This window comes from Erwinia persicina, assembly GCF_014838825.1.
Lineage (GTDB): Bacteria > Pseudomonadota > Gammaproteobacteria > Enterobacterales > Enterobacteriaceae > Erwinia > Erwinia persicina_A.
Genome location: NZ_JACYMO010000013.1, coordinates 109,760 through 126,911, shown reverse-complemented (window position 1 = coordinate 126,911; position 17,152 = coordinate 109,760). Strand labels below are relative to the sequence as shown.

At 52.1% G+C, this 17,152-nt stretch carries 16 protein-coding genes and 1 pseudogene; 4 read left to right on the top strand and 13 right to left on the bottom strand.

From position 1 onward, the window contains the following. The 4 genes from IFU29_RS20850 to IFU29_RS20835 all read left to right on the top strand — a co-directional run. Positions 1 to 682 (top strand): IS3 family transposase (locus IFU29_RS20850; protein WP_191935597.1); only part of this gene is annotated, 682 nt, incomplete at its 5' end. Between the two features lie 55 nt (positions 683 to 737). Then, positions 738 to 950, top strand: a complete 213-nt coding sequence (locus IFU29_RS20845) for a hypothetical protein (RefSeq protein ID WP_244633766.1) — start codon at positions 738 to 740, stop codon at positions 948 to 950. A 1-nt stretch (position 951) separates the two neighbouring features. Further along, positions 952 to 1,374 carry a hypothetical protein gene (locus IFU29_RS20840; RefSeq protein ID WP_191935596.1) on the top strand — a complete coding sequence of 141 codons (423 nt, stop codon included), beginning with the start codon at positions 952 to 954 and terminating at the stop codon, positions 1,372 to 1,374. 709 nt (positions 1,375 to 2,083) lie between these two features. Next, a complete protein-coding gene (locus IFU29_RS20835; RefSeq protein WP_191935595.1) occupies positions 2,084 to 3,070 on the top strand; it encodes a reverse transcriptase family protein in 987 nt (328 codons plus the stop codon). 348 nt (positions 3,071 to 3,418) lie between these two features. Here the strand turns inward: IFU29_RS20835 and IFU29_RS20830 are convergent, their stop codons facing one another. The 13 genes and pseudogenes from IFU29_RS20830 to IFU29_RS20775 all read right to left on the bottom strand — a co-directional run bounded on the left by IFU29_RS20830 (position 3,419) and on the right by IFU29_RS20775 (position 17,149). Beyond that, positions 3,419 to 3,775 carry a hypothetical protein gene (locus IFU29_RS20830; RefSeq protein ID WP_191935594.1) on the bottom strand — a complete coding sequence of 119 codons (357 nt, stop codon included), beginning with the start codon at positions 3,773 to 3,775 and terminating at the stop codon, positions 3,419 to 3,421. Between the two features lie 67 nt (positions 3,776 to 3,842). After that, on the bottom strand, positions 3,843 to 4,247 hold the full coding sequence (locus IFU29_RS20825; RefSeq protein WP_423244856.1) for a VasL domain-containing protein: 405 nt from the start codon (positions 4,245 to 4,247) through the stop codon (positions 3,843 to 3,845). A 22-nt stretch (positions 4,248 to 4,269) separates the two neighbouring features. Then, positions 4,270 to 4,428 (bottom strand): annotated as a pseudogene (locus IFU29_RS22740) (type VI secretion system ImpA family N-terminal domain-containing protein); the annotation flags it as partial. Next, on the bottom strand, positions 4,362 to 4,748 hold the full coding sequence (gene tssE, locus IFU29_RS20820; RefSeq protein WP_244633765.1) for a type VI secretion system baseplate subunit TssE: 387 nt from the start codon (positions 4,746 to 4,748) through the stop codon (positions 4,362 to 4,364). The gene tssE and the pseudogene IFU29_RS22740, both read right to left, overlap by 67 nt. Continuing rightward, the gene (tssJ, locus tag IFU29_RS20815) at positions 4,748 to 5,284 is read right to left on the bottom strand and encodes a type VI secretion system lipoprotein TssJ (RefSeq protein WP_191935593.1); all 537 of its coding nucleotides are present in this window, start codon (positions 5,282 to 5,284) and stop codon (positions 4,748 to 4,750) included. Before tssJ ends, tssE begins: the two co-directional genes overlap by 1 nt. After that, complete coding sequence (gene tssG / locus IFU29_RS20810; protein ID WP_191935592.1) at positions 5,265 to 6,368, bottom strand: type VI secretion system baseplate subunit TssG; 1,104 nt, start codon at positions 6,366 to 6,368, stop codon at positions 5,265 to 5,267. Before tssG ends, tssJ begins: the two co-directional genes overlap by 20 nt. Continuing rightward, entirely contained in the window at positions 6,323 to 8,086 is a 1,764-nt protein-coding gene (tssF, locus tag IFU29_RS20805) for a type VI secretion system baseplate subunit TssF (RefSeq protein WP_191935591.1), read from the bottom strand. The genes tssG and tssF overlap by 46 nt, the downstream gene beginning before the upstream one ends. Positions 8,087 to 8,106: 20 nt before the next feature. After that, positions 8,107 to 9,702, bottom strand: a complete 1,596-nt coding sequence (gene tssA, locus IFU29_RS20800; RefSeq protein WP_191935590.1) for a type VI secretion system protein TssA — start codon at positions 9,700 to 9,702, stop codon at positions 8,107 to 8,109. After that, entirely contained in the window at positions 9,702 to 13,121 is a 3,420-nt protein-coding gene (locus IFU29_RS20795) for an ImcF-related family protein (protein WP_191935589.1), read from the bottom strand. Before IFU29_RS20795 ends, tssA begins: the two co-directional genes overlap by 1 nt. Continuing rightward, the gene (locus tag IFU29_RS20790) at positions 13,108 to 14,268 is read right to left on the bottom strand and encodes a hypothetical protein (protein ID WP_191935588.1); all 1,161 of its coding nucleotides are present in this window, start codon (positions 14,266 to 14,268) and stop codon (positions 13,108 to 13,110) included. The genes IFU29_RS20795 and IFU29_RS20790 overlap by 14 nt, the downstream gene beginning before the upstream one ends. Positions 14,269 to 14,271: 3 nt before the next feature. After that, positions 14,272 to 14,538: a PAAR domain-containing protein gene (locus tag IFU29_RS20785; RefSeq protein ID WP_118664847.1), complete on the bottom strand. Its 267-nt coding sequence runs from the start codon at positions 14,536 to 14,538 to the stop codon at positions 14,272 to 14,274. A 29-nt stretch (positions 14,539 to 14,567) separates the two neighbouring features. Next, a complete protein-coding gene (locus tag IFU29_RS20780; RefSeq protein ID WP_191935587.1) occupies positions 14,568 to 15,248 on the bottom strand; it encodes a hypothetical protein in 681 nt (226 codons plus the stop codon). After that, positions 15,245 to 17,149: a muramidase family protein gene (locus IFU29_RS20775; protein WP_191935586.1), complete on the bottom strand. Its 1,905-nt coding sequence runs from the start codon at positions 17,147 to 17,149 to the stop codon at positions 15,245 to 15,247. Before IFU29_RS20775 ends, IFU29_RS20780 begins: the two co-directional genes overlap by 4 nt. Positions 17,150 to 17,152 lie beyond the last annotated feature (3 nt).

Here is a 17,152-nt window from a genome sequence, read left to right as displayed (position 1 = left end):
CCGTTTTGGTTATCGGCGTATCTGGCAGCTTCTGCGGCGTGAAGGTCTTTGTGTTAACCACAAGCGGGTTTACCGTATCTATCAACTTAATGGCCTGAGGGTAAAACGCAGACGACGTCGTAAAGGGCTGGCAACAGAACGTCTGCCGCTGCTCCGCCCGATGGCGCCCAATCTGACCTGGTCGATGGATTTCGTCATGGACGCACTGGCCACCGGTCGCAGGATCAAGTGCCTTACCTGCGTGGATGACTTCACGAAGGAATGCCTGACAGTCACTGTTGCCTTCGGGATTTCAGGCGTGCAGGTCACGCGTATTCTGGACAGCATTGCGTTGTTTCGCGGCTATCCGGCTACGATAAGAACTGACCAGGGGCCGGAGTTTACCTGCAGAGCACTTGACCAGTGGGCTTATGAGCATGGCGTGGAGCTGCGCTTAATCCAGCCGGGCAAGCCAACGCAGAACGGATTTATTGAGAGTTTTAACGGACGCTTTCGCGATGAATGCCTGAATGAGCACTGGTTCAGCGATATTACTCACGCCAGGAAAATCATTAATGACTGGCGGCAGGATTATAACGAGTGCCGTCCACATTCGTCGCTGAATTACCAGACACCATCTGAGTTTGCAGCGGGCTGGAGAAACAGAAAATTAGAAGGTAATCAAACCGACATTACTAACTGATCGTTGTATCTGAGACAGGGGGCAGGTCAGTGCGATTGCTACGTTTGAACGGGAGATGATGCTTGAGCGTCAAGCTGAGGGGATTGCACTTGCAAAACTAAAGGGAAAATACAAAGGTCGAAAAGCAACTGCAAGAGAGAAAGCTAAAGAAGTTTGCGATATGGTAGATAAAGGTTTTACGAAACCTGAAATATCGCGTGAGTTAGGCATAGGCATCACAAGCATTTATCGAATAGTTAGGGAAACTAAATCTTTAAAAGGAGCTTAATATGACATCAACAGTGTTCGCTTTAGTATTACATTTAATGGTTGGATCTGAAGATATGTCTGCAGACATGGGGAAATATACTTATGACTATGTAAGTCGTGAGGAATGCCATAACACACTTAACTCTTTGCAAAAAGTATCAATTCGTTGGGCAAGGTTCGACGGCGAGTGCATTGAGACGCCAAAAACTGCAAACACGGACATATCTAGTAATCAGTTAACCAGCTTCACTCTTGTTCAGGGATATTTAGAAGGTGATCAAATCCAGTACGGTGGCCCAATGGAAAGAACTTGGACTAAAGACATGCAGTCTTGCCAATTGGCGATGAAATTAATACAAAGGGAAGTTGCCCATCGTCCGTCTGTCAATTTGGCTCTGGCTTGTATTCCATCAAGGCAAACAAGATCCCCTATTGCAAATTGAGCAGATGGATCATAAGATTCCCTTGCTAGTTAAGGAGAGATATCCTCGTGAAAACTTGATGTCCGTTGTTTGGGCATCGTGGAAGCTACGGCTTCTAAAAGCTCTCCACACAGAGCAGCTGGTACAATGTGCTTTCCTTGGCATTGATTCCGCTGCTGCTGGGTTTCCAATATGCCGGGTTGCCGATGTATCGGGTTACCGCGATGCCGAGTTGCCGCCGTATCGGTTTACCGTTACGCCGTGCCGCCGACTTACCGGGCTACCGTCATGCAGAGCTACCGGGTTACTACTATGCCGTGCCGCCGACGTACCGGTTTACCGTTATGCCGTGTTGCCGACGTACTGGATATCCAGATGTGTGCGAGGCACGACGCCATAAATGACGTCGGATTATTGGGGTTAATTGCTGAACAACTCTCAATCCTATCAGTTCATGCGAGGCTAGCAGGTCATACCGATCTGCTGGGAACTGAGAAGGAGTTGTTATATGCGTAAGAGATCACGCAAAAAGAACCAAACTAGTGTTCAGCAAACGTGTTGTATGAGTGGGAAGTTGAAGGACCTTTTGAAAGGATTAATGAAGATAGGGTTTACTTTATTAATCAAAGAGATAGTGTCAGAAATATTCCATTCTGAAGGGCTCGCGTCCTTGTGGTCCTTGGTGAAGCAGTGCTTCCGTTGGAGGCCATAATGAAAAGGATAACAGTCAATGAAAAATGCAACACGTTCCTCTAGTAGTTTCAGCTCACTAAAAAATTACCCTATAAACCAATCACCTTTATTCAAGCTGACAACTAAAAAAAAGCTTCTGGCTTTACTAGGTTTCAGTCTCCCACAAATTGAGAAGCTATCTAAAGACTCCTCATACAGAGTTTTTCTCACTCCGAGTGATCGATGCGTACAAGAACCTATATTACAACTAAAAAAAATCCATAAAAAAATAGGGAGTTTACTCAATAGGATTGAGCAACCAGACTACATCCATTCTGGAAGAAAAAAAAGATCTATAATAACCAATGCAAAGGTTCATCAGAATTCTTATCAGTTATTAAAATTGGACATTCATAAATTTTTCCCCTCAACTTCAGGTTCAAAGATCTATAGGCTATTTGTTAATGATTTTCAGATGCAACCTGATGTAGCTCATCTGTTAACTAATTTAGTCACCTACAACTATAGTGTCCCTACTGGTAGTCCTCTAAGTATGGTATTGGCTTACTGGGCCAACAAATCAATGTTCGATGAGCTATATCAATTAGCAAATGAAAATGACTTAGATTTTTCGGTATACGTAGATGACGTTGCTTTTTCTGGAGAAAAAATTCCAAAAGGTTTTTCACATTGTGCCAAGTCATGCATTTCCAAGCATGGTATGAAATCAAAATCAAAAAAAGAAATGTTCTACCAAGAGAATCAGGCGAAGCTTCTAACTGGGGTAATTATCTCGGATGGAGTACTGAAAACGCGGTGGAAGCATAGCCAAATGATTAAAAAAGGATTTGAAACTTTAGCCTTGCAAACATCAGATGGAGATCGGGTAATAGCATTGGAGAAACTGACAGGTAGGCTTCACGCAGCAGGCCAGATAGACCCAAGGATCAAATCCAAGGCAATACATTTCAGTAAAATTCTAAGAGCAGCCAAACTGGATATAATCGCGGCAAAGAATGAAAATGATAAGCCAGATGTATCATAAAACTAAGGTTTATGGTTTAGCTTCAAAGGGAAAATGGTAGAACCAAACGTGATTAAATTTACACGATTTTTTGCTATAAGGTATAGCCTGCGATATTCATTAGTGTGCTAGTGAGGTGTTGCTTAATGGTACAAAGTAGTGGTACATTCGCAATCGAAGCGAAAGACTAACTGATTAACAATCATATGGTTAATGAGTCAGGAACCGTGTCCTTGGTTCGATTCCGAGTCCGGGCACCAAATTCAGAAGAACCCGCTTTTAGCGGGTTTTTTGCTTTCTGCCATCCGGACTCTCCATCGAACTGCGTTCGATGACGGGTCTCATCCCTGAGACCCGCCCTTACCTCTGCTATTTAATAAAAAATGCCGCTTTTAAATACTGGACGATTACGGCCACCACGCACAGTCCGGCAGCGATCAGCAACAGCCAGCAGAACACCCTGAAAGGATAATTTCTCCACATGGTGGCGATGCTGCGCAGTTCGTCAGTGGAAAACCCTTTCAACCGGTGATGGAACAGACAGAGATAGGCCGCACTGTATATCACCCACAGCAAAGGGGTGAGCATCGCCAGGGTACGTCCCAGGGTAAGATAAAGGGCGAGCGGAATGGCAATAAACGGGATAAAGGCCAGGTCATCCCAGCGTTTTAACTTCTCCCTCAACCGATCGTCCTGCTCTTTAATCGCTTTCTTACTGAGTGACATGGCCCGCTCTTTTTCCGTAAGAAGATAACAGAAGTTTATCAGGCCCCGGCCCGTGACGGGAAGCCCTCTAATTTTGAGAGGTTACGTCCGGTGCGCCTGGTGATCCAGCCGCCTGCCTGAGCAAAAAATAGCGCTTCTGTAACTGCGCCAGCGCTATTGAAGCCTGCTGTCGTTCAGTCTCAGACGGGCTGGCGGCATAACGACGCAGACGTTCCTCAGCCGGTAGTGCGCGATTAAACGCCTGAGTCACGTCGTACACCACCGACTTGAGCTCGCTCACCGTGATATATTTTCCGCGCTGGCCATCGAGGGCATTCAGTCTGACGGTCAGCTGCTGCAGCTGTGCCATCCCCACCTGCCAGCCTCCCATCGTGTCTGCCGGTAGCGCCGACGCACTCATCTGCTGTTGCCACGCGGTAGCCATATTATCCGTAGCGGGATCCTGCGGGTTAAGCGTCTGTGCCTGATGCACCAGCCGCTGTCCATAATTGAGCGCTTCTGGCCAACGTAAACCAGGCAGCGGTTTGCAGCTCAACACCGTTTTTTTCAAATAACGACAGGCTGAGTTTTTCGACTAAATGCCAGTTCACATCTGGCCGTGCCGGGTGGGAGAGTTTGCCCAGTTCGTCGCGCAGGGCGGCATAATCCGGCAGCGTACGGGGATCGTCTGCGGCAGCATATCCACACTGATGCTGTTGAGGCGCGGCTCGTAGCGCAGCAGTACGCCGGACAGCGTGGTCATCAATTGATGTGCAGTGCCGGGCATCCCCTGCAGGATTTTGGTCATATCCGGCAGCCCATAGTCGGGCAGATGCGCCAGCGAACCGGCGCGGCAGTTGAGGATGCGCTGCATGTTATCGAGCACTGAGAGGATCACCTGGTTTTCCTCGCTGACGTTGTGCAGATCCAACCCGCCGCTGAAGTTGCCATAGAGCATTTCATACAGTGAGGGGGCGTTATGGGTGTGAGGCATTACTTGTCCTTAAGCGGTTGCAGCATTATCGTCTGCTGGTTCAGCTCAATCTGGCGGGCATCATCCGGGTCCAGATCGTCGCGACTGAGCACCAGACGCCAGCTATTGTTATCCTCATCGGGGGTGAGAAACATCGCGACCACCGCGACAAAACGGGCGCTGGCTTCCATCGGCATATCCACCGTCACCGCTTCACCCGGACGCAGACGAATATCTTTTTCCGTCAGCAAATCGGCCTTTAGCGCCTGGCTGTCGGTGGCAAACAGCGAGGCATAATCCGTGCTGTCAAATGCCTTCCTGTCTTTCAGCTGGTAGATCCTGACGACGGTGGACAGCGCCACACCAGCGGCATTGCTGTTCACGCCCTCGCGGGCGCGGATATCGAGGTGGAGGGTTTTTACCTGCTTATAAAAAATCGATTTGGTCACAGCAACGGTGCCGTCTGTCACTTTTTGAGTCAGCCCACAGCCAGCCAGTATCAGTGTGATACCGGCGGCCAGCGCTGCCAGAGGAAATTTACCAGCGGTAATCGCCATCTTCATCGGTCTCCCTACGGTGAATATTTTCCTGTACCCGCTCATAGCGGCCCAGGTTAATGGTGATTGTTTGGGGGTGCGTGGCGGTCTTAGCCGCATTCAGTGGTCGCATCACGGCAGTGCGGCCCAGCTGCACGGCACCTGCCTGCGGTTTACTGCTCATGGTCGCGTCAGGCAGCAGACTGCGGTCGACACACAGCTGTAACCGCACATCGAGGCGGGAGCCAAGATAAACATGCAGCAGCGCCATCAGATCCGTATGCAATTCGCCACCGGGCAGCCAGCCCTGCACTTCAGCCGGGTTAGTGGTCGTCAGGCGCATCAGCACCTGGCTGTTCACGTCGGTGGCATAGTTGCCCATCACCGGACGGTTTGTCAGGGTGACGGGCTGGCTGACGCTCATGGTCAGCGGCTTTTTTAGTGGCACACGGCGTTTGTCGTGGTGCCAGATTTTTACCTGCGAGTCAGGTGCCAGCAGGCGCACCAGCGAGGCCATGCCTTCCGCCGTCCGCCCCGGCAGCAGCATTACCGGCAGCAGTGCCAGAAAGCGTGAAGCCGGGGCCGCGATACTGTCCGTGCAGCCATCAATCCCAAGCCCGGCCAGCCCCAGCAGGTACTGCGAGGTTTTGTCCTTCCCACCCTCTTCAAAGGTCGCCGGGTAGGAATATTTACGCCAGATACGGTAGTACTGGGCAATCAGCCGGTGGTTGAAGATATCGAGGAAACCGGCGGTCGCCTCATACCCTTCCCGTCGCTGGGTGATGTCATTGACATAGTGCGTTGGCAGCGGAGACTCCACGCCGTAGAGCCCCATAAAGGTGATACGCACCGTCGGCGGCAAATGAGGATGCTCTGGCGGCTCAATCCCTTTGATTTCGGAGGCCGGGAAGCCCATGCCCGGATGCGGCCGGAAACGCACCGGCTCATGACGTACCTGCCAGCTGCTGCCCGTAACCGGTTTGTCCGGCTGACTCTGCTCCAGCAACTGACAGAAGCGGTAAAAGTTAATATAGGGCAGCCGGTCCCCCAGCTGCTCCATCAGCCGGGCAGGCGCGGACTGTGATTCTCTTTCCACCGGATGCATTTTCCTTCTGGCTGTATGATGAGGGTGAGCTGATTGAACTGGTTCATGTCGGCATACAGCGCAAAGAACCGGTTGAGCATTTCGCCAAAGAGGTGAATATCCCCCTCGCCGGTGAAGCCGTTGCTGTCGAGAGTCACTTCGATATCCAGCCCCCGCAGCAGATAGCCCTGCTCAAAACGTTGCAGGCGGTGATGCACCACATGCTGGATCGCCTCCAGACGTCGGGTGTTCAGTTCATCTTCCTGCCAGTTATAGAGCGCCAGCGTTCCGCGCAGCACTTCGGCGGTGCTCATCATGTTCAGGAACCCGGAGCCCAGGTGGCTCAGTACGCGCCAGTGGAAACGGTCTTCCGCAGGCGGGTAAACCGGCAGCGTGGGTTTGCAGAGGTTTTTCACCGACAGCGGCGTCTGTACCACCGGCTCACAGCGGTCGAGCAGCGTGCTCTGCAGCGCCCGGCGCGGTAACTGACCGTTGGTGCCGGTGATTTGCAGCGACACGGCTTCGCGCTCAAACAGACGGTCATCTTCCCACTGGTGGCCACCGAGGATAAGCCAGGTGTCATACAGTCCGGTGACGCTGCGTTTCACGCGGGTGTGGTAATACCGGGGCGGTGCCTGACGGCGCATCATCCCGCCCTTGTGCCGAAAGCTGCTGAACGGCACGTATTCAGCATCACAGGTGCGGTTTGAACCGGTGACCGAATCCACGGCATAAATCTCGGTATGTCCGTCCTGCAGTCGTTTGGGGCGCAGCAGATACTCACTTTCAAGCCCGGTGATGGTGAGCGGGTCAGCTTCCAGGGTGAACAGGTTAATCACCGGCACACAGTGCAGACGAACCGCGTCATCAGTGACCGGCAGGTCAGATGGCCATGGTGTACTGAACACGACTTCGATGTCGAAGTACTCTGCTCCTGCAGGCGGCGTGATCCCGTCCAGACCGTTGAGGTGGACAAACATAAATTTGTCGCGGAAGGTAAAGTACTCCAGCAGCAGCTGGTAACCGCTGAAGGCAGTATCCCCTTTCGGCCACAGACCGTCCTCCTCCGCAAATCCTCCCGGCGAGAAGTACCCGTCAAGACGAATGCGGTCGGCCTGCCCGGGCAGGCGCATATACAGGGCGGCCTGCCGTCTGGTCAGCATCAGGTGCAGCTGACTGCTGACGTGTGCATCCGCACCGAGATAGAGACTCAGCTGACTGAGGTCAGCATGGGACCAGTCTGCCTGCGTGCTGCAGGCAAAGCGCATCCTCAGCAGCGAACGCCCGTCAGGCTCGGTGGTCATGGTCACCCCAGAGATGTTCAGCGGGTTGAGCATCACATCGCGGGTGGTGCGGTAGCGGCAGACCGTGTTTTTCGGCCCCACCGGGCGTGAGTACACTTCCAGACCCGCGGGCATCACTTCCGCCATCTTCACGGCCTGAAGCGCAGGCGTGAACGCCACCACCGAGAGTGACGGAATGGTACGCAGGTAGTGAGGCCAGAGTATGCTGACCAGCCCTTCGGTCAGCTCCGGCAGGTCGTCGTCAATCTTCTCTCGCAGCCGCCCCATCGAGAAAGCAAAGCCTTCAAACAAACGTTCGACATAAGGATCGGCAGTGCCAGCCTTATCCAGGTCGAGCATCGCTGCACGATCGGGATGGGTTTGTGCGAACTCTTTCGCGGCTTCACGCAGGTAGCGCATTTCTGCATCGAAATAGCGCAGAGTCAAATCTTCCATTTATTTCTGTTCCTGTAGATTTAACCGCAAAGCAAAGCGGCACGGGCAGGATCGACGGCGATCAGCCCGGCAAGTAACTGGTCCATTATCGGTGTCAGACGGGCCTTATCGGCCTCACTGCGACCGGCTTTCAGCCGCAGGAGTTTGAGATGGCGGGCATGTACCTCGAACAACAGCTCTGGCTCCCATGCTGAGAGGGTCACCTCGCTGGCCCGCTCACTCAGCTCTGCAAACAGGTGTACCGCCAGTTCGTTTTTACCGTACTGCTCGGCAATGCGCCCCATCAGCAGGCGCAGCAGCCACTGCTGTCGCGCAGTCGTGACGCCCGGGCGGTTCTGTAACCAGCCCAGCGCGGCATCCGGGCCTTCACTGTCAGCCAGCGTCACGGCTTCCGGTTCCAGCGCCAGAATGTCTTCGTTGCCGGCGGTGACCGGTGCAGATGTGGTGTCGTTGCCCCAACCGCCTGCGGTATCCAGCACGCTCTGCTGGATCCAGTTCAGCGTCACTTCATCCGCAAACGGCGTTCCGTCACTGAACGCCAGCGTTTCCAGCCCGGACAGTCGTGACAACAGCCCTTTCAGGTCAGCGGTAATAATGTCGGCCAGCGTCTCCTGGCCTGATTTCGTCAGTGCCTGATGGATATACCACTGCAAATCCAGCCACAGGTGATTGGCACCGCGGGAAAACGTGCTGTCGGCCGTTTCCAGCATTTCAGTCCAGTTCTGCTGCAGGTAGAGGCGTTTGAGTAACGCGCGCTGATCCGCCCTTGGCGGCTCGATGCGCGTACGCCCCTGAACATCCGGGGCCGGGATGGCCCGCAGAGTGTCATGGCGCAGGCTTTTCATCAGATGGTGTGCTGACAGCCAGCCGTCCGGCTGCTCACGCAGGTATTCGGTGAGGGTGCGGGCCTGGGCCAGCAAATCCTGACCAGAGGTGATGCGCCCAATGAGCGGGGCATCGCTGTGGCTGGCCGTTGAGGGGGTTTCGCCGGTGCTGGCGTTCTGCGGTACCACCGCATCCACACCACCGGCTTTCTGCAGACGATTTTCCAGCGCACCATACAGCGCGTTAAGTTCCGGGCGGGTTTCATCGGGCTCATTTTCGGTCAGCCCGGCGATCAGCAGCAGCGCCCCGGTAGTCCGCATCGCATCGATCCTGACCACTTCCGGGTACAGGGAAAGCGAGTCGGTCATGCGCGACCCTGCCAGCCATTCCAGTGCCGCCTTACGGCTGCGGTTACGCTGTGGATGCAGCTTTGTACCAAAGCGTTCCAGCAGCCCGGCCAGCAGTTCAAGCCCTTCGGCCAGCCCCTGTTCACCTTCGCGGTGCAGTTTCGCCCAGCAGTAGTACGTTGCCACGCGGATGTCTTTCGCGGTGGTGGTCAGCAGCTTCTCTGCCAGCCGGCAGACGAGCTCTGTATCCGCACCGGAGAGTTTATTGACCTCCTCGCGCATCTGCTGGAAGTCATCGTCATAGCCAGGATCCTCGCCGGCGGGCGATGAACCGGAAAGCGGCTGCAGCCAGTTATCCCACTGCGCCACGCGTTCGCGGGTAGTGGCAAGCAGTGATTCCTGTCCGGTCTGGCAGGCGCTGAGTAAGACGTTCAGGGTACTCATCAGTAAACCTCCTCTGCAACATTGCCAGCACTGGCAACCTGGTCTGATGGTGCAATACCGGTGGTGCTGAAGATGGTTTCCGGCAGGCGGAAATGACGCAGCTTCAGAAGTGCCAGCGGGCCGTCTCCCGCTTCGGTACGCAGGGTGTAATTGAGTTTGCGGCCATCCTGGGCTTTCCAGCTCAGGCTGTAACTGCTGCCGATACCCGGGTAAGCGCTGACGGTGGCTTTATCGAGCAGTCTGATCCAGCCCCAGGCACCCGGCATGTCGGCGTACTGGCGGGTGCCCGCCTGCGTGCTTATCCAGCTCAGGTTTGCTCCAGGGGCTTCCGTATCCGCAGGCCAGGTGAAACGCTTCCACGCCGGGAGCTGGTTCACATAGGACAGCTTCTGGCTGTCAATAATCATGTCGGTCTGCATCACGCCATTGGCCGTGCCCGGACGCAGCTCGAAATTCATGCCGGCATTGCCTTCGGTGAAGGCCACATCCGAGAGTTGACTCAGGGTGTTAATGGCGTTGAGGAAGGCCGGGTTAAAGGCCAGCCCCTGCGAGTTGATACTGTCCGGTACCCAGTGGTTACCTTCTTTTTGCAGCACGCCCTTGAGGCGGGTCTGCAGGAACTGCGCGATACGCCCGGAATCGGCGTTGAGATATTTAGCCAGCAGCGGCAGGGAAACATCACTGCTGGAGTTGTTAAACGGATAACGTCCACCGAAGGCACTGTTCCACTCAGCCACCACCGCCTGCTGCCACTGGGCGTTGAGGCTGTCGGCCGCCGGGGTCAGCACTTGCTGCCAGGCCTGCTCCATCGGGTTTACAAACACCGTCCGGCCAAAGCCGCTCCACTCCTGACCCAGACCGGCGGCAATCAGGCTGCCGTAGTCACGGGTTTCGGTCAGGTCCACAGCTTTGCCCTGGAATACGGTCCGGGCAATGGTCTGGGTCATGGCCTGCGGGTCGGCGGCATTGGTCACCTGCTGCAGGCGCAGACGCACCTGGGTGACCCGGGTCAGATATGACTGCAGACTCTGGGCCTGCGTGCCGGAGCGGGTTTTATCCATCAGCGCCAGCACCGGGCCAAAGGTCGCATCCAGCGGGCCATGGGCACCGGCACTCTGGTCAATGGCGTCATTGTTGTCACCACCGAGCAGATTCTTCGCCGATTTCACCAGAGAATCTGATATTGCTTCGCCGGTCTGGCCGGTGCGCCCCTGCACATTCAGGGTGTTCATCAGCGCCACCAGAGGTGACTGGCGCACGTCGGCCATCAGGGTCAGTTGGTCAATGGCATCCGACAGCGTGGCCGCCTGATGCCAGCGCAGGCTGTTGAGGAACGCCAGCCAGGCACCGCCAAAGTCAGCGAAGTAGCGCTCCGTCAGGCGCTTTTTCAGCGCTTCCGGGGAGATTTCATCCTGCCTGTTCACCTGATGCTTACTGTCGGTGAGCACCCAGTCGAGCTCGTCCCGGCGCGCCTTCACCACCTTCCCGATGGCGGGCTGCACCGCCTGCGTCCAGGCCTGAAGCGTAAACATCCCCGGAACAATTTCGGTGGTGCTGAACAGGCGGGATGCGTCGGTATCGCCAGTCATGTCTTCAAGGCGCATATCGGCATACAGATGCGCCACCTGAGAGAGCATCTTCTGGTACAGGGTCGATTCACTGTTACGTACGCCCATCAGGCGAACCAGCAGGGAGCGCGCCTGGCTGACCATGCCCTCATCAGCTCGGAGCTTCCACTCCGGGTGCTTAGCCAGCCGTGCACCATAGAACGACAGCAGTGACGGGGCCAGACCCTGCCAGATACCGTCCTTCACGCCATCACGCTTCGGCCAGTCATGCAGCAGCGCGGTACTGAACCAGCCTGCATCCATATGTTCCGGACGCGCCAGCATCAGGTAGAGTTTGAGCTGCTCCCAGGTGTGTTTTGCCATCTGCTCACGCAGCGGGCTACCCGGCGGCAGCGCGTTAAAGGCGCTGACCTGCTTCTGCAGGTGGTCTGCGGCCGCATCCCGCAACAGCGGCAGTGCGCTGTCCTGATAACGCGGCCACAGTGCCGCCAGCAGGGCATTATTCTGGCTCAGACCGGCCTTTTCGTACCACGGAATACCGTGTTCAGAACGGTACTGCAGACGAGCCAGTGTTTTCTGCAGTTCCGACAGCGCGTGCAGACGCTGCTCCAGCGGCTGATTTTGTCGCGAAGCTATTGCAGCCCGGGCATTCGCAGCGTCAATCTGGCTGCGGTTGGTGACATACGCAATACTCATCCATGCAGCCCAGCCCACCATCGCCAGGGCGATAACCGACGCAAACACCTTGCGCCAGGGAATGCCCGGCTTAACAGGGCGCAGTGCGGCAGGCAGCATCCGGACCGACTCTGGCAGGACATCCCAGCGTTTATCCATGCCCCAGTGGTGCGGCACGGCGCGTTCGGCACCCGCTGAGAGCTGACTGAACACCACGCCAGCCAGCGGCAGCGGGCGGTACGGATTGAGCATCACCGACAGCGGTGCGGTCACGCTTTCCGGCTCACGAATGAGCTGGTCGGCAAGCATCAGCAGGAAGTTATGTTTCACTTCACCACAGGCCTGCTGCAGCCCCTGTGAAGTCAAATCCGGCGTCAGGACGGAGAGTTGTTCTGCCAGCCCTTCGGTACGACAACCGGCAGGTAACAGACAGCCGGTCGCCTGGGTAATGCGCCCTTCCGGCTGACCGGCGCGCAGATGCAGGGACCAGACGTACAGCGGGAGCTTCCAGCCAAGCGTTTCCATACGCGCGCTGATGGCGTGCGACAGGGAATCCATGGTGCTTTCAGACGGCACCGGCAGCGGCGGTTCCAGCCCTGGCGCAGATAGCTGATCAAATGCTGAAGTGACCCACACCAGCCCATCCACCGGACGGCGGCGCAGTTTGCGCAGCGCGATCAGCCAGGCGCTGTCTGCCGGGCTATTGAGGTCACCGCCCCACAGCAACAGCGTGCCACGGTCTTCCTGCCAGAGCTGAGCCGTAAGACCTGGCGTCAGCTGCTCCACCTCAGAGACGGTGCCAGTGACCAGCAGAATGCGCGTTTTACGCCCCCAACGCCGGCCGTAGAGGTTACGCATGGCGTCACGGATAGTATCAACTGTGACATTGCGAGGCGCAGTCTGCTTAACGCGACCTTCATCGGCAGGCAGGACACTTTTACGCTTCGCCTGAAAACGAGACCACTGTTGTTTAATAGCAAGGCTAATAGTTTTGCCATGACGGACAAGTAGCAGGAGGATTATCACCGCCACAAATACCAGCAGCTTAAGGCCATTACTGGTCAGTCCGAACGCATCGCCTTTTTTCCAGATGGCCAATCCGATCGCGGCAGCAATCAGCGCAGTAATACTGATGCGTCCCCAGTTACCACGCCACACTGAGTTATCCTTCGCCATTCATCAGATTCCCTGTAGTTACGGTATTTACATATCGCTGCTCTTTGTCACCCGAAAGCATCAGGCAATCTTCTTTTGTGAGCATGGCTATATCACTAACGACGGCGGCAATAATCCACGGTGAGAAAGGACCGCTGAGTCCGGCATATTTCTCCAGCCAATGGCACTGCTGGGGCCTCCAGCTGCCTTCATATTGTTTTGCACTGGCCAGAAGAGTGGAAAAATCATCCCCCCACTCCATGCTGTCGCCCACAATTGCACCCGCAGCAATAGCCTGTGACTGGGTTGAGAAAAAGATATCGAGCTCTTCACTCAACATTTGGGTTGATTCAAGCGACATAGGCCGAAGCAGGCGAGCGTGATGGTTTAGCTGATACTTCGTTGCTACATCATCAGAGGTCAGCATTAAAGCCGACAGCGAATCACTGTACTCATTCCCTCCCTGAGTCTGGTGAACCAACAGAAGCTCAACATCCAGAATCGGGGCTTTGAGGCGCTCTTCCACCCAATCAAAGGATCTGGCTATATGGATAGTCAGTGAGGGTACGGGATACGCCTGTCCAACAAACTGGAGCCAGCATGCTGAAAATTCTCTCTGTAATGTCACATCAGGATCGTGTGAATCAGTCAGTAAGGTTGCGTGGAAAGGGAGGTCAGATAAGCGCTGTAATTCTGATATGTCCAGGCCCCCAATCAATGCTGAAAAAGCATCTTCGCCAACAGGTAACGTTATTCCCCGAGAAAGAGAGCTACTCTGCTCGAGATCTTTGGGGGCCTGCAGAAATGTGGATGGTGTCAATTCATCAGGCAGGATAACCCGGCTATACAGAACCGTCAGATAACGCCCGGCCCAGGAAACCCATTGCTGCTGTGCATAGTCTGCCTCATCGGATTCAAACTGATGGCGGTCCATTGCGTGGTTATATATCCATCCGCGAATGCAAATCGTCACGAACCAGAGAAAAAGAGGGCCTCCGGAAACAATCCAGAGGTTAAATTTTTGCAATTTACCCAGGAACTGATTGGCGTGGAGTACAAAGAGCAACACTCCAGCAATAACAGCAATAAGGCCTGCAACCAGCCAGATGACCAGTGACGGCTCATCAGGTTCTGTAGCAATTGTGGCTTTCTGACGCTCCCAGCTCATAACTTATCCTACTGAACAATCCGGCGCACTGGAGATAACATGGCAGCCACATTCACATTCGCAGCCATCCACCACAACTTCTTTGCCATCTGAAATCCATTCAGGTGATCCTTCTATAATGGCATTAATACCATGCCCTTCAACAGGACAATTAATTTCATCGCCAACTAAGGCTACTTTCTTTCCGTTCACAATCATGGTCGAAGATGCAGATATAACCTCACCGCCGTGAGTAGTTTTATCTCCGAGCAATACAAATCCTTTGGACATAGCACACCTAACAAATTAGTTTACACGTTTTAATTGAGGCGACGGAACTGAATCCATCCGTTTTTAATTTGAGGAACAATATCATCATCGAGAAATGCAGAACAAATACCGAGTTCACCGACTGCAAAAACCGTTGCAGGATAAGATAAACCTATCCCTTCCCGTCCTTTTGGGTCTGGCTCTTCATAATCAGGAATACCATTCTCCCTATAAGCATTAACATCCAAGTATTGATTACAGTCCACATTAAAACTATTCTCATTAATTAATGACAACGGAACCATTTCATCCTTTTTAAGCCTTATCCGTTTCCCTAAGAATTCCTCACCAACAAATACATGGTCTTTGGTATCCTCTGTGACCATTCGAATAGTGCTTGCAGAAATAATCATATTCCCCTCAGTAAATCTAGCGCCAGCCCATCCAACCGTATTCAGATCAGACCCAACACTTTTTTGATAAAAATATACGATCGGGATACCCCCCTTAACTTTAATATATATTTCATTATCATCAGTAAACTTGGGAACAGGCGTTAATATATATTTACCCATCAATTTTCTAGGTTCGTTAGCTAAAACACCATACTCTTTCACGGCACCATGATCTTTATAAACCCAATATCCATAATACAGACCATCTTTTACCTTAATAGTATTGCAAAATGCAAAAAAAGGAACGACAGCAATAAAAAACAATATTTTCTTCATTGTACAATCTCCACATGGAATGCTGGCTCACCACGATTATCAAATGGACTGATATATTTCATTTCCCCTGGGTTATCTTTTACATATTTTGTAATAGCCTTATCAAAAGCCCGCTGCAAAGTGACAGGTAATAATCTTTTACTTATATCAAATACATTTCTCTGAGCATACGATTCAAGCGAAACACAATGTTTTGAAACAAGACGCCCCTCTTTTTGTAAAGAATTGACTTTATCAACCATGGCTTTTTTAACCTGATTCTCCTTACTTTTATCTATGCCACCCACAGCGATACCTGCTTGTACAACCTCCCGGCCCGCAGCAGCATAATAATCAAGTTGGGATTGCACACCCTTGTTGCACATATTGTTGTACATTGCTTCCACTTGCTCTTCGGGAGTGCGTAGGGTGCTAGTGATAGTAATTTTATGGACACCTGCAGATTTCATTATTCCTTTAATAACATCAATTGAATGAGCAGAAACCAAGCTCTGTAAGTTTTCAGATATATCAGTTTGAAACTTGACTAGAGGCTCAAAGTCGTTAACAACAGAAATTTCTTTTGCCTTTCCCTCTGAAGTAGTCTGATGCTTCTCTGGTTCATTTTTACTCCTGCGAGCAACAGACTTATCCGTCGTCGTAGTTTTAATATGAATTACATTGCTTTCCTTTTCCGAGTCTGCGGACTTGCTTCCTTTTGGCAAAACAATATGGCTTCTCGAATACTCTACGGCTGCTTTAGCATTAGCATTTTCAACCCCAATGGTTTTAAGAATCTCTTTTTTTGTCTTCACTGAAATATAGCGGCTAACATATCCATGATTTTGATTACTATCAGGTATTTTCAATTTCGCACCAATGCGCAACATGTTTACGTTATGGATCTTATTAATTCTTGCCAATTTCTCTACTGATACACTATATTTCTTCGCTATTGCTGATAAGGTGTCACCTTTCTTAACGGTATAAGTTAGAGTCTTATGCTTTTCATTGGTATTTTTTTCAACAGTTGATTTAGCTAATTCTTTGTAATTATCAGCAAGAATAGTAAACACAATTTCTGAACCTGCGATAGCATTGACTGATTTAGTCATCCCGTTTGCATCAGTCACGCCCTTGATAAAAACTAGAGCTTTCTCATAGTCTGACACTAAATTTGGGCATGTTGAACTTGGAAATGGAGAGATTGCAGCAATATAATTTTTGTTTTTGAATGCTGTATTATTTCCCGTAGACAGTTTAAATTTAGTATGAACTTCAGTGTTTTTTAGTAATCCTTCCACAACTGATAAATGCTTATTTATATAAAGTGCCCACTTCTCGCCATCTGCACTTTTCTCACGTGTACCATCGAGATATTTTCCTAAACTATAGGCACCATCATGATGCAACAAATAAAGCCATTCCCAGTATTCACTTTGATCTGATGTGTAACTCTCCATCACCTTCGATTTGTTAAGTAAAAAGGAATAGATTACCGCATAACATCCTTTCTCAGCTTCAAAAACTTCTTCATTACGAAGATCTAGCTGAAAACCAAGAATGCCTTCAGATTGTGCCAATGCATCTTTGATAAAACCAACTGTTCCTTGCGCTAAACCAGCTGCACTAGTAGTGCCCGCTGCCGCATCGGGGTTAAATCCAGACTCAACCTTAGTGGTTAATAATATATAAGATATCTCTTTATAACTTAATCCATAGCGGACAGCTATGGTAATTATCATATCTATAATAGCATCCTGGACATCTTTATCAGCATCTCCTATTGTACGACTGTTGCCTCTTAGCTTTCGGGATGTATCTATATCCGGATAGAGTGAGATTAAAGAAAATGGTTTAATCTGGTCATCAAAATATGCCTTTCCCTTTTTGGCATTTAAATACTCATATAAATCAGACATACC